The sequence below is a fragment of the Nocardia sp. CDC159 genome (assembly GCF_023740735.1).
In the GTDB taxonomy this organism is placed as follows: Bacteria; Actinomycetota; Actinomycetes; order Mycobacteriales; family Mycobacteriaceae; genus Nocardia; species Nocardia pulmonis.
In genome coordinates, this window is sequence record NZ_JAMRXH010000012.1 from 66,846 (window position 1) to 88,953 (window position 22,108).

The window sequence follows — 22,108 nt, forward strand, 5'->3', positions numbered from 1 at the left end:
GGGGATATGTTCTTCCATCGGTATAACTCTGATTGACCGCCCGATCAATAGCGGTTCGGCAACGATTGGGAACTGCTGCGACCAGGGCGGCCACCGGGGTAGAAATTAGAACGCGTTCTAGAATATGTTGGCGTGGTGACTACTGCGGCGCGACCGATCGTGATCGTCGGCGCGGGCCTGGCGGGCCTGCGCACCGCGGAGGAGTTGCGCCGCGCCGGATATGCGGGCGGGCTCGTCCTCCTCGGCGATGAATCGCGGCTGCCCTACGACCGGCCCCCGCTGTCCAAGCAGTTCATCCGCGGCGAGACCGACGACACCACGCTGCGGCCCGCGGAGTTCTTCGCGGACAACGAGATCGAGCTGCGGCTCGGGGTACCCGCCACCGGGGTGGACACCGCCGCCCGGCGGGTGCTGCTGGCCGACGGTTCGGCGCTGGGCTACGAACAGTTGATCATCGCGACGGGCCTGCGGCCCAGGCGTATTCCGGGCCTCCCCGAGGTGGCCGGGGTGCACGTACTGCGCCGGCACCGCGATGCCGCCGCCCTGCGCGCCGAGTTGTCCGGGGCGACAAGGGCGCTCGTGGTCGGCGCGGGCTTCATCGGCTGCGAACTCGCGGCCAGCCTGCGCGCCCTCGGGGTGACCGTGGTGCTGGTGGAGCCGCGGCCCGCGCCGCTGGCCGCCGCGCTCGGCGAGCGGGTCGGCGCACTGGTGGCGCGGTGGCATCGCGCGGCCGGTGTGGACCTGCGCTGTGGCGTCGGACTGGATTCGCTTGTGGTGAAGGGAGATTCGGTCCGTGGCGCCCGGCTCGGCGACGGCGCCGTGGTCGCCGCCGAACTGGTGGTGCTCGGCGTCGGCTCGGTACCGGTCACCGACTGGCTCGCCGGTTCCGGCATCCCCCTGGCCGCCCCGCACGCGGGCGGCGGCATCGCGGCGAACGAGGTGGGGCGCACCGCGGTCGAGGGCGTATGGGCCGTCGGCGACGTGGCGGCCTGGCGGCACGCGACCGGCGACCACCGCCGGATCGAACACTGGACCAATGCGGGCGAACAGGCCCAGCTGCTGGCCTGTGCCCTGCTCGGCGTCGACCCGCCCGCCTCGGCCCGCGTCCCCTATGTCTGGAGCGATCAGTACGACCTGAAGATCCAGGTCCTGGGCACCCCGTCGAGCACCGACGAGGTGCGCGTGGTGGAAGACGACGGCCGCAAATTCGTGGCCCACTACTTCGACGGCGAGAGGCTCACCGCCGTCGTCGGTGCGGGCCGCCCCGGCCAGGTCATGAAGATGCGCGCCCGACTGGCCGCACCCAGCCCCTCGGCGGTGCACTGATCACACCGCCGACCTGCTCGTCGTGGGCGCGATGCGAAGCCCGGCGCGATAACCTCCGGCCGTCCGTACCCGGCTGAAGACGGGCGAATCGGGTCGACGGGCCCTGCTCGATCGGCGCGGATGTGAGGTTCGCCCGGGTGGCGCGGCTCGCCCCGGCGGGCGCTAATACAGTTGGGCGTGTGATCGTCTCGCTGATCGACTCGGGACTGGGCCTGTTGCCCACGGGGGCGTGGCTGCGCACGTTGCGGCCGGATCTGGATCTGCTGCTGCAAACCGATCCGGACGGGGCGCCCTGGGGGCCCAAACCGGAGCAGTGGGTGGTCGATCGGGTGCTGGCGGCCGCCCGGCGGGCGCTGCGGATGGGCGCGGAGGTCATCGTGCTGCCGTGCAATACCGCCAGCGTGACCGCGCTCGAACAGGTGCGCGCCGAGGTCGGTCCGGAGGTGCCGGTGATCGGGACGGTACCGGCCATCAAGCCCGCGGCCGCGGTCTGCCGCACGGTGGCGGTCTGGGCGACCGCCGCGACCACGGCCAGCCGCTATCAGGCCGATCTGATCGCCCGCTTCGGCGGGAACGCCGAGGTGGTGGGCGTGGCCTGCCACGGGCTGGCCGACGCCATCGACCGCGGCGACCTACCGGCCATCGCGGAGGCGATCGAGCGGGCGGTGGCCCAGACCCCGCCCGGCACCGAGGGCATCGTGCTGGGCTGCACGCACTACCCGCTGGTCATGGATTCGATCATCGCCGCTCTGCCGGATCACGTGCGGCTGTTCGACAGCGCCGAAGCCGTTGCGGCCCAAACCCTTCGGCGCATGGACGCGCTCGGCCGCCCGACCGCGGGCGCGGGCACGGTCACCGTGCTCAACAGCGGCCGACCGGGTGCCCTGCCCGCCGGTGCCGCGGCCTTCGAATCCGGCCGGATCCTCGGCGCCACGGCCGATGTGGCCACGCGGGGATGACCGCCGCCGCGGTGCGACAGGCCCTGGCCGCTGTGGCCGATCCGGCCGATGCCATCCACCTGCGGCGGTTCTTCAAGACCGGTCCGGGTGAGTACGGCGAGGGTGACGTCTTCATCGGCGTGCGGGTGCCCGCCACCCGCGCGGTGGCCAAACAGTTTGCCGGACTGCCGCTTTCCGAGATCGACCTCCTGCTCGACAGCCCCGTGCACGAGCATCGGCTGGCCGGACTGGTGATCCTCAACGCGGCCATGGCCGCGGCGATGAAGCCGCGCACGAAGGACGAGGCGGCCCAGGGGCGGATCGTGGAGCTCTATCTGGCCGCCGTCCGCCGCGGCCGGGTGAACAACTGGGACCTGGTCGATGTCTCCGCCGAGCACATCCTCGGCCCCTGGCTGCTGAACCGCCCGCGCGAGCTGCTTTTCCACCTGGCCCAGGGGGATTCGCTGTGGGAACGGCGGGTGGCCCTGCTGACCACCTTCCACTTCGTCAAATCCGGCGACGCCTCGACCACCCTCGAACTCGGCGAACGCCTGCTCGGCGACCGTCGCGACCTGATCCAGAAGGCGGTGGGCTGGATGCTGCGCGAGGTGGGCAAGCGCGTGGACCGCGAGCTGCTGCTCGGCTTCCTGGACACCCATGCCGCCGAAATGGGCCGCACCGCCCTGAGTTACGCCACCGAACAGCTGGAAGGCGAAGTGCGGCAGCGCTACCGCGACCTGCGGTAGCGCATCAGAACTGGATCTTCAGGTGATCGGTCACCGGATGGGCCTGGCAGCCCAGGATGTAGCCCGCCTCGATGTCCTCGGGATCGAGGATATCGCTGGAATCCATGTCGACCTTGCCCTCGAGCACCGTGCAGGCGCAGGAGCCGCACTCGCCCTCCTGGCAGGAGTAGGGGACGTCGATTCCCTTGGCCAGCATGATGTCCACCAGGGTCTGGCTGCGGGGCCAGCTCAGGTTGTGGACCTCGCCGTCGAGTTCCACCTCGACGGTGGCCGCGTCGGCGGCCTCCGCCTCGCTCACCTCGGCCGGGGCGGTCACCGAGAAGGGATCTCCGGCAAGGGAATTGAAGACCTCGGCGTGCGTCCGGTTGCGCGGCACGCCGAGCTGGGCCAGCGCGTCGTGCACCCGGTCCATGAACGCCTTGGGCCCGCACATGTACGCCCGGTGTCCGGTGTAGGGCGCGGCCAGCGCGGCCAACCCCGCCACACTCGGCAGGCCCTGCAGCGTCTCGAGCCAGTGCACCACGATCAGCCGCTGCGGATGTTTGTCGCCCAGCTCGCGCAGTTCGTTCGCGAAGATGACCGATTCGACGTCGCGGTTGGCGTAGACCAGCACCACTCGGCCGCTGCCGCGCGCCAGCGCCGACTTGAGAATGGACATGACCGGGGTGATGCCGCTGCCCGCGGCGAACAGCAGCAGATCCTCGTCGATATCCTTGGGGGTGAAAACCCCGGAGGGCGGCAGCACTTCGAGTTCGTCGCCCGCCTTCACGTTGTCGCACACCCAGTTCGACGCGTAGCCGTCGGCGGTGCGCTTGACCGTGACCTTCGGCCGGTCGTCGGTGTGCGGCGAACTGGCCAGCGAATAGCAGCGCGCCACCGACCCGGTCAGCTCGCTGGGGATGCGCAAAGTGAGGAACTGACCCGGCTGATAGGTGAACCGCTCGCGCAGCTCCTCGGGTACGTCGAAGACCAGGGAACAGGCATCGGCCGTCTCGTTGATGACCGCGGCGACCCGCAGCACGGCGGAGCGCGAGCCGTGTGGCACTTCAACGGTGGTCATGGGGTCCTCTCGGGCGGTCAAAGTAGAACGTGTTCTAGTTTCGACTATACGTGGCTGTCTCGCTGCCGAACAAGCTGAGCCTCCAGCCCCGCGATCAGCACCCCGATGCCGAAGTCGTAGGAGTACTTCCCGCGCAGATCGCCGATATGCTTCACCGCCCGCTCGACCGCCTCGGGCAGTGCGACATCGACCAGTGCGCCGCGATCGCGCGGATTCACCCGCGCCCGCCCGAACAGATAGGTGTGGATGGTCGCATAGGCGGCGAGCACATTGCGATCGTCGAATCCGGCCTCGAACAGGATCTCCATCACCGCGGCGATCAGATCGAGTTGTTTGCCGAGCATCTGCTCGATGAGCACATCGCCGAGCCCCGGATGTTTGCGCAGCTTTTCGTCGATCTGGTCGATCAGATCGCGCAGTCGCTGTTGCCATGGTCCCGATTCCGGTGGCGGTTTGCGGACGCCGGTCAGCGCCGCGGTGGCGACCAGATCCAGCAGTTCGCGTTTGTCCGCCACGTAGTAATACGGAGCCATCGGAGAGACGCCTAGTTCGCGAGACAGCCGGCGCATGGACAGTTTGTCCACTCCGTCCTCGCGCACGACCCGCAACGCGGCCTCGACGATCTCGGATTCCGACAACGTATTGCCGCCCCCGCTCGTCTGCATCCGTCCGACTCCCATGCCACCTCGCGACTGTGCCGCAGCCCCATCGCCCGTCGGCAACCCGTCATCTACTGTTCAACGTGCTTTTTCCCTCCGCAGTCTAGAGCGCGCTCGCGGACGTGGGTCCGCGTGTGTGCGGGTTGCCCGGAGAACGCCGAGGAGAGGGCGGGACATGAAATTAGCCGATGATGAACCAGCCTGATGTTCGGGGTGATCTTCATCGCATCCAGTTGGAAGTTGCGGCCAGATTGCCAGCAACTTTGGCGAATAGCGCGCAGGTCGCCGGGCGACGCGCCGGGAGGCGCGCGCGGTATTCGTATCGAATTCGATCCTCTTTTTTCGACACGGTATGTCCGAACGGCAATCAGCGCATAGCATCCCAGGAATGCGCCATGATCGACTGCCCGACGGGTTCGGGGTGCGAATCGATCCGAGGGTGCGCACCTACTCCGGTGGCAGGTACCTGGTCGGGGGCTCGCCGACGAGGTTGCTGCGGCTCGCACCGGAGGCGGCCGCACTGATCGGTGACGGGTATCTGGAGGTGACCGACCCCACGTCGGCCGTAGTAGCCAGACGGCTGCTCGACTCCGGGGTCGCCAATCCCCGTCCGCGCCTGCTGCCCTCGCCGGAGGACGTGACGGTGGTGGTGCCGCACTACAACGACGCGGACGGCCTGGAGCGACTGCTGGGCACGCTGCGCGGGCACAGCGTGGTCGTGGTGGACGACGGCTCGGATCGGCCGGTGCGCATACCGCGGACCCGGGGCCGCTGCCGGGTCACCGTGCTGCGCCACGATCGCCGACACGGCCCGGTGGCCGCCCGCAATGCCGGGCTGCGCGCCGCCACAACCGAATTCGTCGCCTTCCTGGACTCCGACGTGGTACCGCGGGCGGGCTGGCTCGAGGTGATGCTGGGGCATTTCAGCGATCCCGAGGTGGCACTGGTCGCCCCGCGCATCGTCGCGCGCGACTCCGACACCACGGTCCTGGGCCGCTACGAGCACACCCGCTCGTCGCTGGATCACGGGCGCCGCGAAACGGCCGTCACCTCGCGCGGCGCGGTGTCCTACGTGCCGAGTGCGGCGCTGCTGGTGCGTCGGCGAGCGCTGCTGGCCGAGGGCGGATTCGACGAGCGGATGCGGTCGGCCGCCGATATCGACCTGTGCTGGCGGCTGGAGCAGGCGGGCTGGCGACTGCGCTACGAACCGGCCGCGCATGTCGGCTGCGAACATCCGGCTTCGTTCGGAAAGTGGTTCGGGCGCAAGGTTTCCCACGGCGCGGGCGCCGCTCCGCTGGCGCGCCGCCACGCGGGCGTCGTGGCCCCGCTGTCGGTGCCGTTCTGGGCCGTGGTGGCCACCGCGCTGCTGGCGGCCGCGACCCGCTGGAGCCTGATCGGCGGGGTGGCCACCCTGGTGGCCGCGCTGATCCGGCTGCGCCGTGTCTTCGCCGAACTCGACAATCCGACCCGGGTCGCGGCAATCCAATTGGCGCGCGGCTTCTCCGGCGGGGTCTGGCGGATCGTCTCGGCGCTGTGTCGGCACTACTGGCCGGTGACCGTGCTGGCGATGGTGGTCTCCCCGCGCATCCGGCGCATCGCGCTGACCATGGCCGTGGCCGACGGGCTGGCGGACTGGTTCACCCATCGCGAGCCCGGCGGCCTGGATCCGCTGCGCTATCTGTTCTGCAAGCGTCTCGACGATCTGGCCTACGGCACCGGGCTGTGGTGGGGTGCGGCCCGGGCCCGCAATGTGACGGCGCTGCGCCCGGCCGCACCGCCCGCCGATGCCCGCTGAAACTGCCGCCTGCCTCACATTTCCGGGCGAGTCCGCCCCGATGTGACCTGTCGGACAAACGACCCGCATCGACCGTCTCGCCGACCGGCCGCCGGTACAGTTTGGGGCGGGAAGAAAGGCAAATGGTCAGCAATCTTGCGGGCGGCGGCGCTGCCGGATACGGGGTCGAGCCGGGGACCCAACTCGGTGCGCTGGAATCCTATGCCGCCCAGGCCCACGGCCACCTGACCGTCGGCGGCGAACGGCTGGCTCAACTGCCGGGACTGCTGCGTCCGCTGATCCTGGAATCCTGGCTGCGCAGTGTGCGTGGCGGGGTGGACCCGAGGGACGAACTCGACGGCCGCGGCCTGCGCGGGGCGGATCTGGAGCGCTATCGCGACAATCATCCGATCGCCGCGGTGATGCCGTTGGTGGACAGGCTCTTACTGCAGGACGCGACGAGCACCGGACTGATCGTGGTGATCGCCGACCAATTCGGTCGCGTCCTGTCGGTGCACGGCGGTCCCGATCGGGTGGCCGCGGTCGCCGACGCCGGACTGCGCGAGGGCAACGATCTGAGCGAGCGGCGGGTCGGCACGAACGCGGTCGGGCTGGCGGTGCGCACCGGCCGCGCGAGCTGGGTCCACGGTCCGGAGCATTTCCTGCACCGCATGCACCGGATCACCGGAGCCGCTGCGCCCGTGCACGATCCGGACGGGCGACTGGTCGGCGTGCTGATGATCGCGGGCGGGGCGCGGGTGGCCAGCCCGGAGATCCTGGCGCTGGTGAAGGCCGCGGCCACCGCGGCGGAGATGGATCTGGTGCTGTCGACGGTGCGCGCGCAGCATCGCGGCGCGGAACGTATTGGCTGCGGGGCGGATTCGCCGCAGCGCCATGCGGCCGGTCGCCTGGCGCTGGACGTGCTCGGCCTCGGGCAGCCGCAGCTGACCGTGGCCGGTGAGCGAGTTCCGTTGTCGCAGCGGCACGCCGAGATCCTGTTGCTGCTGGCCGAACATCCCGAGGGCCTGTCGGCCGACCATCTGGCACTGCTGCTCGACGACACCGACCTGGACAACGCCACCATTCGCGCGGCCATGTCCCGCCTGCGCGCGGTGGTGGGGCCGCAGATCTTCGACTCGCGGCCGTACCGGCTACGCGTACATCTGGCCACCGACGTCGAAGCGCTGCGTGCCGCACTGGATTCCGGTGATGTGGATACCGCGGTGCGGCTCTACACCGGGCCGGTGCTGCCCCGCTCCAACGCGCCCGGGGTGGTGGACATCCGCGACGAATCGCGGGTCCGATTGCGCACCGCGGTACTGCGCTCGGGCGATCCGGCGGTGCTGAGCCGATGGACCGCCTGCGCCGAGGGGCGTGACGACGCGGCGGCGTGGGCGGCCTACCGATCGACGGTGGATCGCGACTCGGCCCTGTATACCCAGATAGAGGCCAAGATTCGGGTGCTGGATCGGCGCATGGGCGCCGATGCAACGCAGATGCAACGTTTCGACTCCTAGGCTCCCCGGGAGCAAACGCCCCATCCCGCCGTGCATGGAACAGGGTCACGTGGTCCACGATCCGGAGCTGACGGAGTGTTCTCCGTGCCTCGAAGTCGCTGCGCGGCAAGATAATTCGGCGGTATCGCGCCGATTGTCCGCCGAATGCGGCGGCGGCGCGCTACATTTCGTGCCGTCGAGGCGGCGCGCGGTTCCGGGTGAGCTGTATCCGTCGGGGGTTCAGCTCGCCCGGGACCGCGTCGACGGCCCCGGCCTTCCGTCGCCGTGGCCTGTCGGTGCGGGCGAGTACGCTGAACATCGAAGTGACCGGCCGCGATCCGCTGCCTCCGGTCACCTCGCGCTTCGCCGGTGCCGGTCCCGGGGAAGGTCCGGCGCCGGTGGGGTTCGCTCGCGCATGCCGGTATCGAACCGCGGCCGTTCCTCGATCGTGGAACGGGTGTGCGGCCCGATACCCCTGGAGGCCACCTGAATAGGCGCCGCGGCGTACCCCCGAACACCCCTGCACCCGGGTACGCCGCGGCGCGCTCTCCGATTTATCGTCAATTTGACGATTACAATCCGATTCATGGGCAATGCTTTTCGCCTCAATGCGGCGGTCGCGGTGGAATTGGTGGTTCTCACCCTCGGTGCCCGCGAGGTGCCCAACGATACGCTCTGCGCGCTGCTGGTCCAGCGCCTCTACGCGCCCTATCGCGGTCGCTGGGGACTGCCCGGCGGACTGGTGCAGCCGGAGGAGAGCCTGTCCGCGGCGGCCGTGCGGGTGCTGCGCGAGGAGACCGGAATTCGCGGCGACCAGCTGCATCTGGAACAGCTCGCCACCTACGGCGAGCCCGGCCGCGACGCGCGCGGCCGCATGATCAGCGTCGCCTATCTCGCCCTGGTGCCGAATCTGCCCGCCCCCCACGCGGGCCCGGAGGCCGCGGCCGCCGCCATCTGGTCGGTGGAGCAGATGCTGGCCGATCGCGGGCGGTTGGCCTTCGATCACCATCGCATCCTCACCGACGGCGTCGAACGGGCACGCGCCAAACTCGAGTACACCCCGCTGGCCACCGCGTTCTGCGGGCGCGAATTCACCGTCGCGGACCTGCGCCGGGTCTACGAGGTGATGTGGGGCCGCGGCATCGATCCGCGCAACTTCCATCGCAAGGTGACCAGCACGCCCGGCTTCGTGGTGGCCACCGGCCGCACCACCACCCGCGACGGCGGCCGACCGGCGCAGCTCTACCGGGCGGGCCCGGCCCGGGTGCTGCATCCGCCGATGTTACGACCGAGCTGAGCGCGCAGGTCGCGCTCGCGTGACGAGGACATATCGACTTCACCAGCATCCGCGCCGCGGCGTGTGCGCACCGATTGCCGGTGGTAAACCAGCACCATGACGCAGGCGCGCGCCGGTGCGCCGACCACGAGCGGGCGGTCGGCGGAGTTCTGGGGATATGTGATGTGGAGCCTCGCGGGGCTGGCCATCCTCGTGCCCGAACTGATCGCGGTCTTCGCGATCGCCGACTGGCCCACCATCTCCGCCACGATCGGGCATCTGGAGACCCGGCACGCCTGGGTGCGGCTGGTCGTGGTGTTCGTGATCGTCGTGCTGGCCTACTACGCGGTGCCGCAGCTGGCCCGGAGTCCCGAGGAACCGGCCGTCATCGGTGGGCGGCGACTGACGGCCAACGGCTGGGCCACCACCGATCCCGAGGCGGTCGGCTATCACGGCATGGGCGGTTATCTGGTTTTCGCCATGAGCGCCTTCGCGATCGGGGTGGTGTTCGCGGCGGGCGCGCGGGCGATGTCGCCGGATTCCTTCGCCGGAGGCTATGTGCTCTACGGCATCATCGCGGTGGTGTGGGTGATCGCACCCAGCGTGCTGGCGATGTTCTTCGCCCGGGAGGTGCCGTTCCCCACGCTGTTTCGCACCCTCGCCTATCTCGGCCGCCGGGCGCCCTGGCTGGCGGCCGTCGTGCTGGCGCTGCTGGTGATCCTGCTCATCCACCTGGCCTTCTATCCCTGGCCGCAGGTGGGATACTGAACCGGCGCGGTCAGGCGGCGGACGCCGCTCCGAAGAGCGTGACCTCCAGTAGCCGGATCACCTTGTCCTGCGGGCAGATTCGGTCGTCGTCGAAGGCCCGGCCCAGATCCACGACCAGACCGAAGGCCGCGTGGACGAGGATGCGGGCCTGGGCCTCGGACAGTTCGGGGCGGACCCGCACCAGCAGCTTCACCCATTCGGCCACGATCAGCCGCTGGATATTGCGCAGCACCGCGCGCTCCTCGGCGGGGACGTGGCCGAATTCGGCGTAGTAGACGAAGGTCAGCTCGCGCTCGGCGAACGAGCCCGCGACATAGAGGTCGATCAGCTTCGACAGCGCCTCGGCGGGATTGCTCGACGAGGCCGTCGCGGGTCCGATCGCACCCGAAACCCGGTCGGCCGCACGGCGGAACGCGGCGGCGAGCAGATCGCTCTTGCTGCGGTAGTAACGATAGACCGCCGAGGCCGCCGACAGCTCCGCGGCCGTGGCGATGTCCTCGACGCTGACATTCGGATAGCCGCGCTCGTGGAACAGCTCGACGGCCTTCTTCAGCAGCAACTCGTGCTTGAACGACTGCGGGATCTCCACCGCCCGTGGCACGCGCGAGACCGTCTCGGCCGCGGGCAGATCCGCCCGGACCAGTGCCCACGCCGCCGAATTCAGCACGGCCGCAAGCGGTTTCACCGGCAGCGTGGCGTGATGGTCGCCGATGCTGCTGATCACGCTGAACAGCGCGACCGAGCGCACCGCGCGCTCGCGCCGCGACAGCTCCGGCCGCAGTTCACCGATCAGATCGCGGACCACCGCCACCGCGCTCGCGAACTGTTCGTCGAGCGTCGCGCGGTCGGTGTCGTCGAGATAGCGGCGCTCCCAGCGCACCAGCGCCACCGTGGGACGGTTGGCGATCGTGTCGGCGATCACGGTGTCGATCACGTGACCCAGCCGACGCTCCGCGGACCAGTCCGCCGCCTCCTCGGGCAGGCTGACCGCGGCCACCGTCGCGGCGCTCAGGCGCAGCAACTCCTCGCGGAACAGCGCGTACTTGCTCGGATAGTGCCGGTACAGCGCCGCCGAGGAGATGCCGAGCCGGGTCGCGATGTCCTCCATGCTCACCCCGTGATAGCCGAGCGAACCGAAGGCGGCGGCGGAGGTGGCGGCGATTTGTGCACGACGATTCTTCGGGCGTCGGCGGATCACGCGCTCGGTGGGATTTGCCTCTGCGCGCTGCGCCGCGCCGCGCTGTCCTCGGCTCAAGGTGCTGGCCTGTCCTTCGGTAACGGCACGTCGCGCCGGGTCTCGGCGGGTGCGCTCGGTGGGCGGGATGCCATCGGGGCGGCTGCGGGCGTCGCGGCGCTCCTCGGCATTCATGGTCGCCATCGTAGCCAGCGGCGGGGTCGTGGCCGGTCTGTGTTACCCACGGTTTCGGCCAGTTGCGGCCGCGGCGGCAAGGCCGGACGCGGCAGCGGGTCCATCCGGTGTGCGCCGACCCGAACTGTCCGGTATCGAAACAGCATCGGTTCGTTCGGTTGTACTGGTTCGCTCGGTCGCGCGCGCCGTAGGCTCCGCAGGAATCTCCAAGCCCCCATCCGAACGGAGTCCGCATGCGCACGGTGGACCTGGAACGCACCATCCAGGCGCCCATCGCCGACGTATTCGACTGGCTGACCGATGCCACGAATTACCAACGGATACTGCTGATTCGGCGGGTCACCCTGGTGCGTCCGGGCGATGTCGCCGAACACGGCGTCGGCGCCGTCCGATTGTTGGTGACGCCGCTCATGCGCATCACCGAGGAGATCGTCGAATACGATCCGCCGCGCCTGATGCGCTACCGGATTCTCCATTCCGTTCCGCCGCTGCGGTCGCAGGACGGTTTCCTCGCCTTCGCCGCCGCGGCGGGCGGCGGCACCAGGGTGCACTGGCACACCCAATTCGAGGTCGCCGCACCGCTTTTCAGCGGGCCCTGGACGCTGGCGCTGCAGCCCATCGTGGCGCTCGGCATCCGCTCGGTGCTGGCCCGCGCCGACCACGAGCTGCGGCGCTGACTACATCAGCCGCCGCATGAAGTAGGTGTAGCGCAGGGCGGTCGTGAGCGCCGATTCGTCGATATTGGCGCCGCTGCCGTGGCCGCCCTCCGAGCTCTCGAAGTACAGATACGGATCGCCCAGCGCGCCCAGCTTCGCCGCGAACTTGCGCGCGTGCTGCGGACCGACGCGATCGTCCTTGGTGGTGGTCCAGATGAACGGTTCCGGATAGCGCACACCGGCTTTCAGCTGCTGATAGGGCGAGATCCGCGCCAGGAACGCGCGCTGGGCCGGATCGTCGACGCTGCCGTATTCGCCGACCCAGGACGCGCCCGCCGCGATCTGCTGATAGCGCAGCATGTCCAGCAGCGGAACGCCGATGTCGACGGCGTTCCACAGCTCGGGGTGCTGGGTGAGCTCGACGCCGGTGAGCAGCCCGCCATTGGAGGCGCCGCTGATGCCCAGATGCCGGGGTGCGGTGATCTTGCGATCGATGAGATCCCTTCCGACGGCGGCGAAGTCGTCGAAGGCCCGCTGGCGATCGGTGGTCAGGGCGGCGTCGTGCCAGGACGGCCCGAATTCGCCGCCGCCGCGGATATTGGCCAGTGCGAACGCGCCGCCGCGCGCCAGCCACAACCGGCCCAGATCGGCGGAGTAGCTCGGCGTCATACTCGCTCCGAAGCCGCCGTAGGCGTGCAGGATCGTGGGCGCGGTGCCGTCGAACGGCATATCGGCGCGATGTACGACGAAGTAGGGCACCTGGGTGCCGTCGGCGGAGGTGGCCTTCCACTGATCGACCGTCAGTCCGGTCGAATCGAATTGCGGCGGAACGTTCTTCACTTCCGCGAGCGCACCCGTGGCGGTGTCCAGCCGCCACAGCGCGGGTGGGCTCAGAAACGAGGTCACCGTCAGATACGACAGGCTGCCGTGGTCGTCGGCGGCCGTGGCGGAGAGGGTGGCGTTGTCCGGCAGCGCGACCGGTGCGGAGGTCCAGGAGCCGTCCGGGCCGGGGTGATAGATCGTCGCGCGGCCGCGCACATCGTGCAGTGACAGGACGACCACCTGGTCCCGGGTGGTCATGACCTGCTCCAGCGCATCGGCCGGGCCGGGGGTGTACACCGCCGTCGGCTTGGGATGGGCGGGATCGCGGGCGAGCGCGTCGGCGTCGAGGGCGACCAGCGTTCCGGCGGGGAAATTCGTGCCGTCTACCGACCAGTCCTGCTGCAGGGAGACGAGCACCCGGTTGGCGACCATACCCTGGAGATCGGCCTTCGGGGGCAGGGCCACCGGCCGCGTGCCGTCCGCGACGAGCCGGTACTCGTGCTCGAAGAACGACGGGCTGCGGTCGAGCAGGGCGAGCCGGTGGTTCTCGCCGTCGGTCAGCACGACCGGGCGGGTGCTGACATCGCTCGGTTCACCGCGGCCGACCTCGACCGCGGTTTCGAGCGGACGGCCCCGATCCCACTGCTTGACGACATACGCATAGCCGGAACTGGTCAGCTCGCCGGGCTGCCATTCCCGCCCGACCAGCAGCGAATTGTCGTCCAGCCAGGCGATGTCCTGCTTACCGCGCGGCAGTACGAAGCCGTCGGGCACGAATCCGTTGGTGGTGAGATCGAATTCGCGGACGGTGACCGCGTCCTCACCGCCCTCCGACAGCGCCACCAGACAGCGCGTCTCGGCGACCGGGGCGCAGTCGGCGCCCTTCCAGACCCACTTCTTGCCCTCGCCGCTCGCCAGCGCGTCCACATCGAGCACGGTGGTCCACTGTGGTTGCGGCGATTCGTAATTCGCGACCGAGGTCTTCCGCCAGATCCCCTGCTTGTGGTCCGGATCCTGCCAGAAGTTGTAGATCTCGCCGTGGATGATCGTGGGCTCGGCCAGCCGGTCCGGCGAATTCCCGACGTCCTTGGCCTGGGCCAGATTGTCGGCGTAGCGCGGATCCTTTTGCAGCACCTCGAGTGTCTTGGCGTTCTCGGCCTCGACCCACTGGTGCACCCGGGGACTGTCGTTGTCCTCCAGCCACTGGAATTCGTCGGTGGCCGTGGGCGTGGATCGTCCGCACGCGGTGGCGACCCCCACCATCAGCACGACCATGGCCGTGATCACACCGCTCGCAGTACGTCCCACCATGCCTCCCCAAGATCGTCCCGATCGCCCAGCGTAGAACACCCCTGGCCGACGCGCCGGGGCCATCGATCGCACCGGCGCGCCGTCGGGGACCGGCGCAGCCGAGCCCGCGCACCAGGGTTACGCGGGCTCGGCGCCGGGGAGGATCAGGTCACGGGCCGACGGTGATCGGCTGCGACGGGTTGGTGGTGTTGGTGAGTGCGAAGGTGCCCGTCTGCGTTCCGCTGGTGACATCGGTCGGGCACAGGAAGCCGCCGGTCACCTTGACCGGGACCGGAACGTTGCTGGCGGACACGGTCGAGGGGTTGCCGTTGGTGAACGTGCCGGGCAGCACCGCGGGACCGTTCGGGGCCACCAGCGCCGTGCAGGACGCGACTCCGCTGCTCTTGATCGTCACCCCGCCCTGCGGAATCGTCATGCTGCCCGCGATGGGCGAGCCGTTCTGCACCGAGACCGACCAGGTGCCCGAGGTGGTGACGGTGGCGTTCAGGCCGGGGATATTGGTCGTGCAGCCGCTGATGGTCGGTGCGGAGATCTGTACCGACACCGGCCCGTTGGGATTGTGGTTGGCCGGGGCGGCGGGCACCGAACCGGTCGCGACGGCGGAGTTGCAGGTGAAGGTCACCGAGCCCGAGGTGAACACGAGCGGTCCCTGGTTGGTGGCCCGCACCGCGGCCCCGGCCGGGCTCACCGTGGTCGAACCGGCCGGAACCGCCTGCGCCGGAGCGCCGATCGCGACGGTGGCCGCCGCGCAGCTCACGGCGGCCAGGGTCATTCGGGCGAAGAACAGTTTGCTGAGCATTGTGCGCTCCTCGAGGAATCCGATGGTGGATCGAATGAGCAACCCGACAGTGAAATGAACTGGACTGTCGATATAAATGTTGAATCCATCCTCGGTCGCCGACAACGTTGGGAACGTGAGCTTTTCGTTCGGAATGGTCGCCTCGAACGAGGGGCTTCCGGCTGGAAGTATCCCGTACAATGAATGATCGAATCTTCAAGCAGAACAGGCGGTTTCCGATTCATCTCGGCGAATCATCGCCTCCGACAAGGCGAACGGCTGCGGCGACGCTTCCAAGGCGCGTCGTACCCCTGATACCGTGATCGTCAGCGGCGCTCGAGCCCGGCTCACATTCAACGAAAAGCTTTAGTCCCCAGCGGTGATCGAGGTTTCAGCTCAGGGCCGTCAATGCCATCGTCCGCAGAATCGGCCGCGCGCGGGTGGCGAGGGCGGCGGAGGCGCTGTGCGGAGTGGAGTTCAGCAGACCGAAGACCGCATGCGCCTGTACCCGGGCCGACGCCTCGGGTAGCCCCGGATGCAGTTCGCGCAGCACGCCCACCCAGATCTCCACATACTGCCGCTGGGTGCGGCGGACCTGGCGGCGGGCGGTCTCGGGGAGATTCTCCAGGTCGCGGTCCTGAATGCGGATCAGCTCCGGCTCACCCAGCGCGAAGTCGAGGTGGAAATCGACCAGGGTCGACAGCGCCCGCTCCGGCGTATCCGCTTGCGCCACACAGGACTTGCCGCCCGCCAGTAGCCGCTGGCTGATCCCGACCAGCAACTCGACCAGCAGCGCCTCCTTGCTGGGGAAGTGCCGATACACCGCGGGTCCGCTGATGCCCGCCGCCGCGCCGAGATCCTCCAGCCGCACACCCGGGAATCCGCGATCGGCGATCAGCCGGGCACCCGCCTCCAGCAGCTGCCGCCGCCGCTGCGCCTTGAGCTGTTCGCGGCGCGTGGGCGCGACGGGATCGCTGGTGGTCATCGCGCCTCCTTCCTGCCTACCTGGACAACTCGGTTAATCGAGATTATCTTAAATATCAGTTATTGGCGATTAACCGATCGGGCAGGATGGCGTGATGACGGTTACGCAGGACACGCGCGTCGACAACCGCGCGGCACATCTGGCGCTGGTGCGCGAGCTACGATCCCGGCTCGCGGCGACCGCGCTGGGCGGGCCGGAACGGGCGCGCGAACGGCATGTGGCGCGCGGCAAGCTGCTGCCGCGGCAGCGGGTGGACCGGCTGCTCGATCCGGGCAGTCCGTTTCTGGAGCTCGCCCCGCTGGCGGCCGCGGGCATGTACGACGACGAATGCCCGGGGGCGGGTGTCATCGGCGGCATCGGCCGGGTGTCGGGGCGCGAATGCGTGATCGTGGCCAACGACGCCACGGTCAAGGGCGGCACCTACTACCCGATGACGGTCAAGAAGCATCTGCGCGCGCAGGAGATCGCGCTGCAGAATCAGCTGCCCTGCGTCTACCTCGTCGACTCCGGCGGCGCGCATCTGCCGCATCAGGACGAGGTGTTCCCCGACCGTGAGCACTTCGGCCGCATCTTCTACAACCAGGCGACCATGAGCGCCAAGGGAATTCCGCAGATCGCGGCCGTGCTGGGCTCGTGCACCGCGGGCGGCGCCTACGTCCCGGCCATGAGCGACGAGGCGGTGATCGTGCGCAATCAGGGCACCATCTTCCTCGGCGGCCCGCCGCTGGTGAAGGCGGCCACCGGCGAGGTGGTGACGGCCGAGGAGCTCGGCGGCGGCGAATTGCATTCGCGCACCTCCGGTGTCACCGATCACCTGGCCGAGGACGACGAGGACGCGCTGCGCATCGTGCGCCGCATCGTCGCCACGCTCGGCCCGAAGTCCCCGAGCCCCTGGGAGATCGCGCCCACGGTGGATCCCATCGCGCCGCAGGACGAGCTGTACGACGTCGTCCCGGTCGACCCGCGCACGCCCTACGACGTGCGCGAGGTCATCACCCGCATCGTCGACGGCGGCGAATTCTCGGAGTTCAAGGCCGAATACGGCCGGACCCTGGTCACCGGCTTCGCCCGCGTCCACGGCCATCCGGTCGGCATCGTGGCCAACAACGGCGTGCTGTTCGCCGAATCCGCGCTCAAGGGAGCGCATTTCATCGAGCTGTGCGACAAGCGCTCGGTGCCGCTGGTCTTCCTGCAGAACATCACCGGCTTCATGGTCGGCCGCGACTACGAGGCGGGCGGCATCGCCAAACACGGCGCGAAGATGGTCACCGCGGTGGCCTGTGCGCGGGTGCCGAAGCTGACGGTGGTGATCGGCGGTTCGTACGGGGCCGGTAACTACTCCATGTGCGGGCGCGCGTATTCCCCGCGCTTCCTGTGGATGTGGCCCAATGCGCGGATCTCGGTGATGGGCGGCGAACAGGCGGCCTCGGTGCTGGCGACCGTGCGCGGCGATCAGGTCGGCGACTCCTGGTCGGCGGAGGAGCAGGAGGCGTTCAAGGCGCCCATTCGCGAACAGTACGAGCGCCAGGGCAATCCGTACTATTCGACCGCACGGCTGTGGGACGACGGCGTCATCGACCCGGCCGATACCCGCACGGTGCTGGGCCTGGCGCTGTCGGTGTGCGCGCAGGCGCCGCTGGCACCGGTCTCCTACGGCGTCTTCCGGATGTGATCGAGATGATGCACAACTCCCACCCCGTCCCGTTCGACACGGTCCTGGTCGCCAATCGCGGTGAGATCGCGGTGCGCGTCATGCGGACCCTGCGCACCATGGGAATTCGCTCGGTCGCGGTGTACAGCGACGCCGATGCCGACGCCCGGCACGTACACGAGGCCGATATCGCGGTGCGGCTGGGCCCGGCCCCGGCGCGGCAGAGCTACCTCGACATCGACCGGGTGGTCGACGCCGCGGTGCGCACCGGCGCGCAGGCCGTACACCCGGGTTACGGCTTCCTGTCGGAGAATCCGGCCTTCGCGGCCGCGCTCGCCAAGGCGGGCATCGCCTTCCTGGGTCCACCCGCCAGGGCCATCGAGATCATGGGCGACAAGATCGCCGCCAAGAACACGGTCGCCGCCTTCGGCGTGCCGGTCGTGCCCGGTATCGCGCGGCCCGGTCTCACCGATGCCGAATTGATCGACGCCGCAACAGATATCGGTTATCCGGTGCTGGTGAAGCCGTCGGCGGGCGGTGGCGGCAAGGGGATGCGCCTGGTGCACGAGCCCGACCGGCTGGCCGAGGCACTGGTCGGTGCCCGGCGCGAGGCGGCGGCCGCCTTCGGCGACGACACCCTGTTCCTGGAGCGGTTCGTCACCCGTCCCCGACATATCGAGGTGCAGATCCTCGCCGACCAGTACGGCCACGTGCTGCATCTGGGCGAGCGCGAATGCAGCCTGCAGCGCCGCCACCAGAAGGTGATCGAGGAGGCCCCGTCACCGCTGCTGGACACCGAGACCCGGGCCCGAATCGGCGCGGCCGCGTGCAATACCGCCCGCAGCGTCGACTACGTCGGCGCGGGCACGGTCGAGTTCATCGTGTCCGCCGACCGCCCCGACGAATTCTTCTTCATGGAGATGAACACCCGCCTGCAGGTGGAACATCCGGTGACCGAGCTGATCACCGGTGTCGACCTGGTCGAATGTCAGATCCGGGTGGCCGCCGGGCAGAAGCTCGGGGCGAGCCAGGAGGATATCCGGCTGACCGGCCACGCCGTGGAGGCCCGCGTCTACGCCGAGGATCCGAGCCGCGACTTCCTGCCGACCGGCGGCACGGTGCTCGCGCTGTCGGAGCCGGAAGGGGTCGGCGTGCGAGTGGATTCGAGCCTGCGCGCGGGCACGGTCGTCGGCAGCGACTACGACCCGATGCTGTCGAAGGTGATCGCCTACGCCCCGGAACGCGCGGCGGCCATCGCGAAACTCGATGCCGCCCTGGCCGATACGATCGTGCTCGGGGTGCGGACCAACACCGACTTCCTGCGCTTCCTGCTCGCCGATCCGGACGTGATCGCCGGGCGGCTGGATACCGGTCTGCTGGATCGCCGCGTCGCCGAGTTCAGCTCCGCGCCCGTCTCGGACGAGCAGTTCATCGCCGCGGCGGCGGTTCGGTGGCTGGCGGGGTGGCCGGTGCGTCCTGCCGATCCGTGGGCGGTCCCCGACGGCTGGCGGCTCGGCACCCCGGCGCCGACGACCTATCGCCTGGCCGGGGGCGACCGCGTGGTGCACGTCCATTTCACGGGACGGCCGGAGGCGGGCCAGGTGTGGGTCGACGACTCCGAAAAGCTTGCTCTGGCAGTCAATTCGGATGCGTCCGGTGCGAATCTCACCGTCACCCTGAACGGCATTCGCACCTGCTTCCGCGCCGCCGGGCGCGACGATCAGATCTGGCTCGCCTCCGCCGCCGGTATCGCGATGGTTCGCGAGGTCGCCGAGGTCAGCGTCCGGGCGTCCGCCGAACACGTCGGCGACGCCGAGATCCGCAGTCCCATGCCCGGTTCGGTGATCGCGGTGTCGGCCTCCGCGGGCGCGGCCGTCGCCGCGGGCGCGCCCGTGGTCATCGTCGAGGCCATGAAGATGGAGCACACCCTCACCGCGCCGATCGCGGGAACCGTTGAGCTGCTGGTCGATACCGGAACCCAGGTGCAGGTCGACCAGGTGCTCGCCCGCATCGTTCCCGACACCGATCCGAAGGAAACCCAGGCATGACCGACTACCTGTCCACGGGCACCCTGCCCGACGACTATCGCGACCTCGCCCTGACCGTCCGCGATTTCGCCCGCCAGGTCGTCGCACCCGTCGCCGCGAAACACGATGAGGAGCACAGCTTCCCGTACGAGGTGGTCGCGGGCATGGCGGAGATGGGCCTGTTCGGCCTGCCGTTTCCGGAGGAGTACGGCGGCATGGGCGGGGACTATTTCGCGCTGTGCCTGGCCCTCGAGGAGCTGGGCAAGATCGACCAGAGCGTGGCCATCACGCTGGAGGCCGGGGTGTCACTGGGCGCGATGCCGATCTTCCGCTTCGGCAACGATCGGCAGAAGCAGCAGTGGTTGCCGCAGTTGACCTCCGGGCGCGCACTCGCCGCCTTCGGGCTCACCGAACCCGGTGCGGGCAGCGATGCGGGCGGCACCCGCACCACGGCGGTGCTCGACGGCGGCGACTGGATCATCAACGGCAGCAAGCAGTTCATCACCAACTCCGGCACCGACATCACCCGCCTGGTGACGGTGACGGCGGTGACCGGGCAGGCCGACGGCAAGAAGGAGATCTCCACCATCCTGGTGCCGACCGACACCCCCGGCTTCACCGCCGAGCCCGCCTACAACAAGGTCGGCTGGAACGCCTCGGACACCCATCCGCTGTCGTTCACCGACGTCCGGGTGCCGCAGGAGAATCTGCTCGGTGAGCGCGGCCGCGGTTACGCCAACTTCCTGCGCATCCTCGACGAGGGCCGCATCGCCATCGCCGCGCTGGCGGTCGGTGCGGCACAGGGCTGCGTGGAGGAGAGCGTGCGCTACGCCAAGGAGCGGGCGGCGTTCGGGCAGGCCATCGGCCGCAATCAGGCCATCGCGTTCAAGATCGCGCGCATGGAGGCCCGGGCACATGCCGCCCGCACGGCCTACTACGACGCCGCCGCGCTGATGCTGGCCGGTAAACCGTTCAAGAAGCAGGCCTCGATCGCCAAGCTGATCGCCAGCGAGGCGGCCATGGACAATGCCCGCGATGCCACCCAGATCTTCGGCGGCTACGGCTTCATGAACGAATATGCTGTGGCCCGGCACTATCGCGACAGCAAGATTCTGGAAATCGGTGAGGGCACCACGGAGGTGCAGTTGATGCTGATCGGACGGGAGCTGGGGCTGTGAGTGAGACGCGGCGCATCGTCCAGCGGGGGCTGTGGTTCGAGGAATTCGAGACCGATGTGCGGTACGAGCACCGGCCCGGCCGCACCATTACCGAGGCCGACAATGTGCTGTTCACGACGCTGACGATGAATACCCAGGCGTTGCATCTGGACGCCGCGTTCGCCGACGCGCTGCCGCCGTTCCATCGGCGGCTGGTCAATTCGATGTTCACGCTGTCCACCCTGGTGGGCCTGTCGGTGGCGCAGCTGACCCAGGGCACCATCGTGGCCAATCTCGGCTTCTCCGATATCGCCTTCCCCAAGCCGCTGTTCCACGGCGACACTCTCTACGCCGAAACCCTGGTCACCGATAAACGCGAATCCAAGAGCCGCCCGGGCGAGGGCATCGTCACCTTCGCCCACACCGGCCGCAATCAGCACGGTGATGTGGTCGCGACGGCGGTCCGCAAAACGCTGGTGCGGTGCAGGCCGTCATGAGTTGGGAACTGCCCGGACCGGCCTGGCTGTTCTGTCCCGCCGATCGCCCCGAACGCTTCGAAAAGGCAGCCGCCGCGGCCGATGTCGTGATACTGGATCTGGAGGACGGGGTGGCCCCGGCCGACAAGGCCGCGGCGCGGGAGGCGCTCGTGGCGACCCCGCTGGATCCCGAGCGCACGGTCGTGCGCGTGAATCCGGTCGGGACCGCGGAACACGGCCTGGATCTGCGTGCCCTCACCCGCACCCGGTACGAGCGTCTGATGCTGCCCAAATGCGAAGGCGCGGAGCAGCTTTCCCGGCTGCCCTACGAGACGATCGCATTGATCGAATCGCCGCTGGGCGCGCTGGCGGTGGACGCGGTGCTGCGGGCGGCCAATGCGATCGGCGTCATGTGGGGCGCGGAGGATCTGATCGCCGCACTCGGTGGCAACTCCAGCCGCCACGCCGACGGAAGCTATCGCGATGTGGCCCGGCACGTGCGCTCCTCGGCGCTGCTGGCGGCCAAGGCGTACGGGAAGTTCGCCCTGGACTCGGTTTATCTGGACATCGCCGATCTGGACGGGCTGCGCGCCGAGACCGAGGACGCGGTGGCGGTCGGTTTCGACGCCAAGGTGGCCATCCACCCCCGCCAGGTTCCGGTGATCCGCTCCACCTACACCCCCACCGACGACGAATTATCCTGGGCGCGAAGGCTGCTCGCCGAGGTGCCCAGCAATCGGGGCGTCTTCGCATTCGAGGGCAGGATGGTCGACGGCCCGGTCATCCGGCACGCCGAGCGCATCGTCCGGCGCGCGGGCTAGAACAGGAGAGTG

At 69.3% G+C, this 22,108-nt stretch carries 19 protein-coding genes; 13 read left to right on the forward strand and 6 right to left on the reverse strand.

Annotation, left to right across the window (positions count from 1 at the left end; all coding sequences use genetic code 11):
- Positions 1-132 precede the first annotated feature (132 nt).
- The 3 genes from NDR87_RS24555 (at position 133) to NDR87_RS24565 (ending at position 3,010) form a co-directional block, all read left to right on the forward strand.
- Entirely contained in the window at positions 133-1,326 is a 1,194-nt protein-coding gene (locus NDR87_RS24555) for an FAD-dependent oxidoreductase (protein ID WP_251912990.1), read from the forward strand.
- A 179-nt stretch (positions 1,327-1,505) separates the two neighbouring features.
- On the forward strand, positions 1,506-2,285 hold the full coding sequence (locus NDR87_RS24560; protein ID WP_251912991.1) for a glutamate racemase: 780 nt from the start codon (positions 1,506-1,508) through the stop codon (positions 2,283-2,285).
- Entirely contained in the window at positions 2,282-3,010 is a 729-nt protein-coding gene (locus NDR87_RS24565; RefSeq protein ID WP_251912992.1) for a DNA alkylation repair protein, read from the forward strand. The genes NDR87_RS24560 and NDR87_RS24565 overlap by 4 nt, the downstream gene beginning before the upstream one ends.
- A gap of 4 nt (positions 3,011-3,014) precedes the next feature.
- Here the strand turns inward: NDR87_RS24565 and NDR87_RS24570 are convergent, their stop codons facing one another.
- Together NDR87_RS24570 and mftR2 are read right to left on the reverse strand one after the other, a co-directional pair.
- A complete protein-coding gene (locus tag NDR87_RS24570) occupies positions 3,015-4,070 on the reverse strand; it encodes a ferredoxin--NADP reductase (RefSeq protein WP_251912993.1) in 1,056 nt (351 codons plus the stop codon).
- A gap of 44 nt (positions 4,071-4,114) precedes the next feature.
- Entirely contained in the window at positions 4,115-4,735 is a 621-nt protein-coding gene (gene mftR2, locus NDR87_RS24575) for a mycofactocin system transcriptional regulator MftR2 (protein WP_251912994.1), read from the reverse strand.
- A gap of 382 nt (positions 4,736-5,117) precedes the next feature.
- On the opposite strand from mftR2, the gene mftF reads away from it, so the two are divergent.
- From mftF to NDR87_RS24595, 4 genes are all read left to right on the forward strand, one after another.
- Positions 5,118-6,524, forward strand: coding sequence for a mycofactocin biosynthesis glycosyltransferase MftF (gene mftF, locus NDR87_RS24580; protein ID WP_251912995.1), 1,407 nt, complete (start codon positions 5,118-5,120; stop codon positions 6,522-6,524).
- A 122-nt stretch (positions 6,525-6,646) separates the two neighbouring features.
- Positions 6,647-8,020 carry a GAF domain-containing protein gene (locus NDR87_RS24585; protein WP_251912996.1) on the forward strand — a complete coding sequence of 458 codons (1,374 nt, stop codon included), beginning with the start codon at positions 6,647-6,649 and terminating at the stop codon, positions 8,018-8,020.
- 565 nt (positions 8,021-8,585) lie between these two features.
- Positions 8,586-9,296 (forward strand): NUDIX domain-containing protein, encoded by a 711-nt coding sequence (locus NDR87_RS24590; protein ID WP_251912997.1) that lies wholly within the window; start codon positions 8,586-8,588, stop codon positions 9,294-9,296.
- 96 nt (positions 9,297-9,392) lie between these two features.
- Entirely contained in the window at positions 9,393-10,043 is a 651-nt protein-coding gene (locus NDR87_RS24595; RefSeq protein ID WP_251912998.1) for a hypothetical protein, read from the forward strand.
- 10 nt (positions 10,044-10,053) lie between these two features.
- Here NDR87_RS24595 and NDR87_RS24600 read toward each other — a convergent pair whose 3' ends face one another.
- Positions 10,054-11,298 (reverse strand): TetR/AcrR family transcriptional regulator, encoded by a 1,245-nt coding sequence (locus NDR87_RS24600; protein ID WP_372494184.1) that lies wholly within the window; start codon positions 11,296-11,298, stop codon positions 10,054-10,056.
- A gap of 347 nt (positions 11,299-11,645) precedes the next feature.
- Here NDR87_RS24600 and NDR87_RS24605 point away from each other — a divergent pair, with 347 nt between their 5' ends.
- Positions 11,646-12,089 carry an SRPBCC family protein gene (locus NDR87_RS24605; protein ID WP_251913000.1) on the forward strand — a complete coding sequence of 148 codons (444 nt, stop codon included), beginning with the start codon at positions 11,646-11,648 and terminating at the stop codon, positions 12,087-12,089.
- On the opposite strand, the gene NDR87_RS24610 is transcribed toward NDR87_RS24605, so the two are convergent.
- The 3 genes from NDR87_RS24610 to NDR87_RS24620 all read right to left on the reverse strand — a co-directional run bounded on the left by NDR87_RS24610 (position 12,090) and on the right by NDR87_RS24620 (position 15,964).
- Positions 12,090-14,201: a prolyl oligopeptidase family protein gene (locus NDR87_RS24610; protein WP_251913001.1), complete on the reverse strand. Its 2,112-nt coding sequence runs from the start codon at positions 14,199-14,201 to the stop codon at positions 12,090-12,092.
- 148 nt (positions 14,202-14,349) lie between these two features.
- Entirely contained in the window at positions 14,350-15,000 is a 651-nt protein-coding gene (locus tag NDR87_RS24615) for a hypothetical protein (protein ID WP_251913002.1), read from the reverse strand.
- Between the two features lie 370 nt (positions 15,001-15,370).
- The gene (locus NDR87_RS24620) at positions 15,371-15,964 is read right to left on the reverse strand and encodes a TetR/AcrR family transcriptional regulator (RefSeq protein WP_251913003.1); all 594 of its coding nucleotides are present in this window, start codon (positions 15,962-15,964) and stop codon (positions 15,371-15,373) included.
- 94 nt (positions 15,965-16,058) lie between these two features.
- On the opposite strand from NDR87_RS24620, the gene NDR87_RS24625 reads away from it, so the two are divergent.
- From NDR87_RS24625 to NDR87_RS24645, 5 genes are read left to right on the forward strand one after another with little or no spacing between them, the layout of a single operon-like run.
- Complete coding sequence (locus NDR87_RS24625) at positions 16,059-17,636, forward strand: carboxyl transferase domain-containing protein (RefSeq protein WP_251913004.1); 1,578 nt, start codon at positions 16,059-16,061, stop codon at positions 17,634-17,636.
- Between the two features lie 5 nt (positions 17,637-17,641).
- Positions 17,642-19,663, forward strand: coding sequence for a biotin carboxylase N-terminal domain-containing protein (locus NDR87_RS24630; RefSeq protein ID WP_251913005.1), 2,022 nt, complete (start codon positions 17,642-17,644; stop codon positions 19,661-19,663).
- Complete coding sequence (locus NDR87_RS24635; RefSeq protein WP_251913006.1) at positions 19,660-20,820, forward strand: acyl-CoA dehydrogenase family protein; 1,161 nt, start codon at positions 19,660-19,662, stop codon at positions 20,818-20,820. The genes NDR87_RS24630 and NDR87_RS24635 overlap by 4 nt, the downstream gene beginning before the upstream one ends.
- Positions 20,817-21,296: a MaoC family dehydratase gene (locus tag NDR87_RS24640; protein WP_251913007.1), complete on the forward strand. Its 480-nt coding sequence runs from the start codon at positions 20,817-20,819 to the stop codon at positions 21,294-21,296. The genes NDR87_RS24635 and NDR87_RS24640 overlap by 4 nt, the downstream gene beginning before the upstream one ends.
- Positions 21,293-22,096 (forward strand): CoA ester lyase, encoded by an 804-nt coding sequence (locus NDR87_RS24645; protein ID WP_251913008.1) that lies wholly within the window; start codon positions 21,293-21,295, stop codon positions 22,094-22,096. The genes NDR87_RS24640 and NDR87_RS24645 overlap by 4 nt, the downstream gene beginning before the upstream one ends.
- The last annotated feature ends 12 nt before the right edge of the window (positions 22,097-22,108 follow it).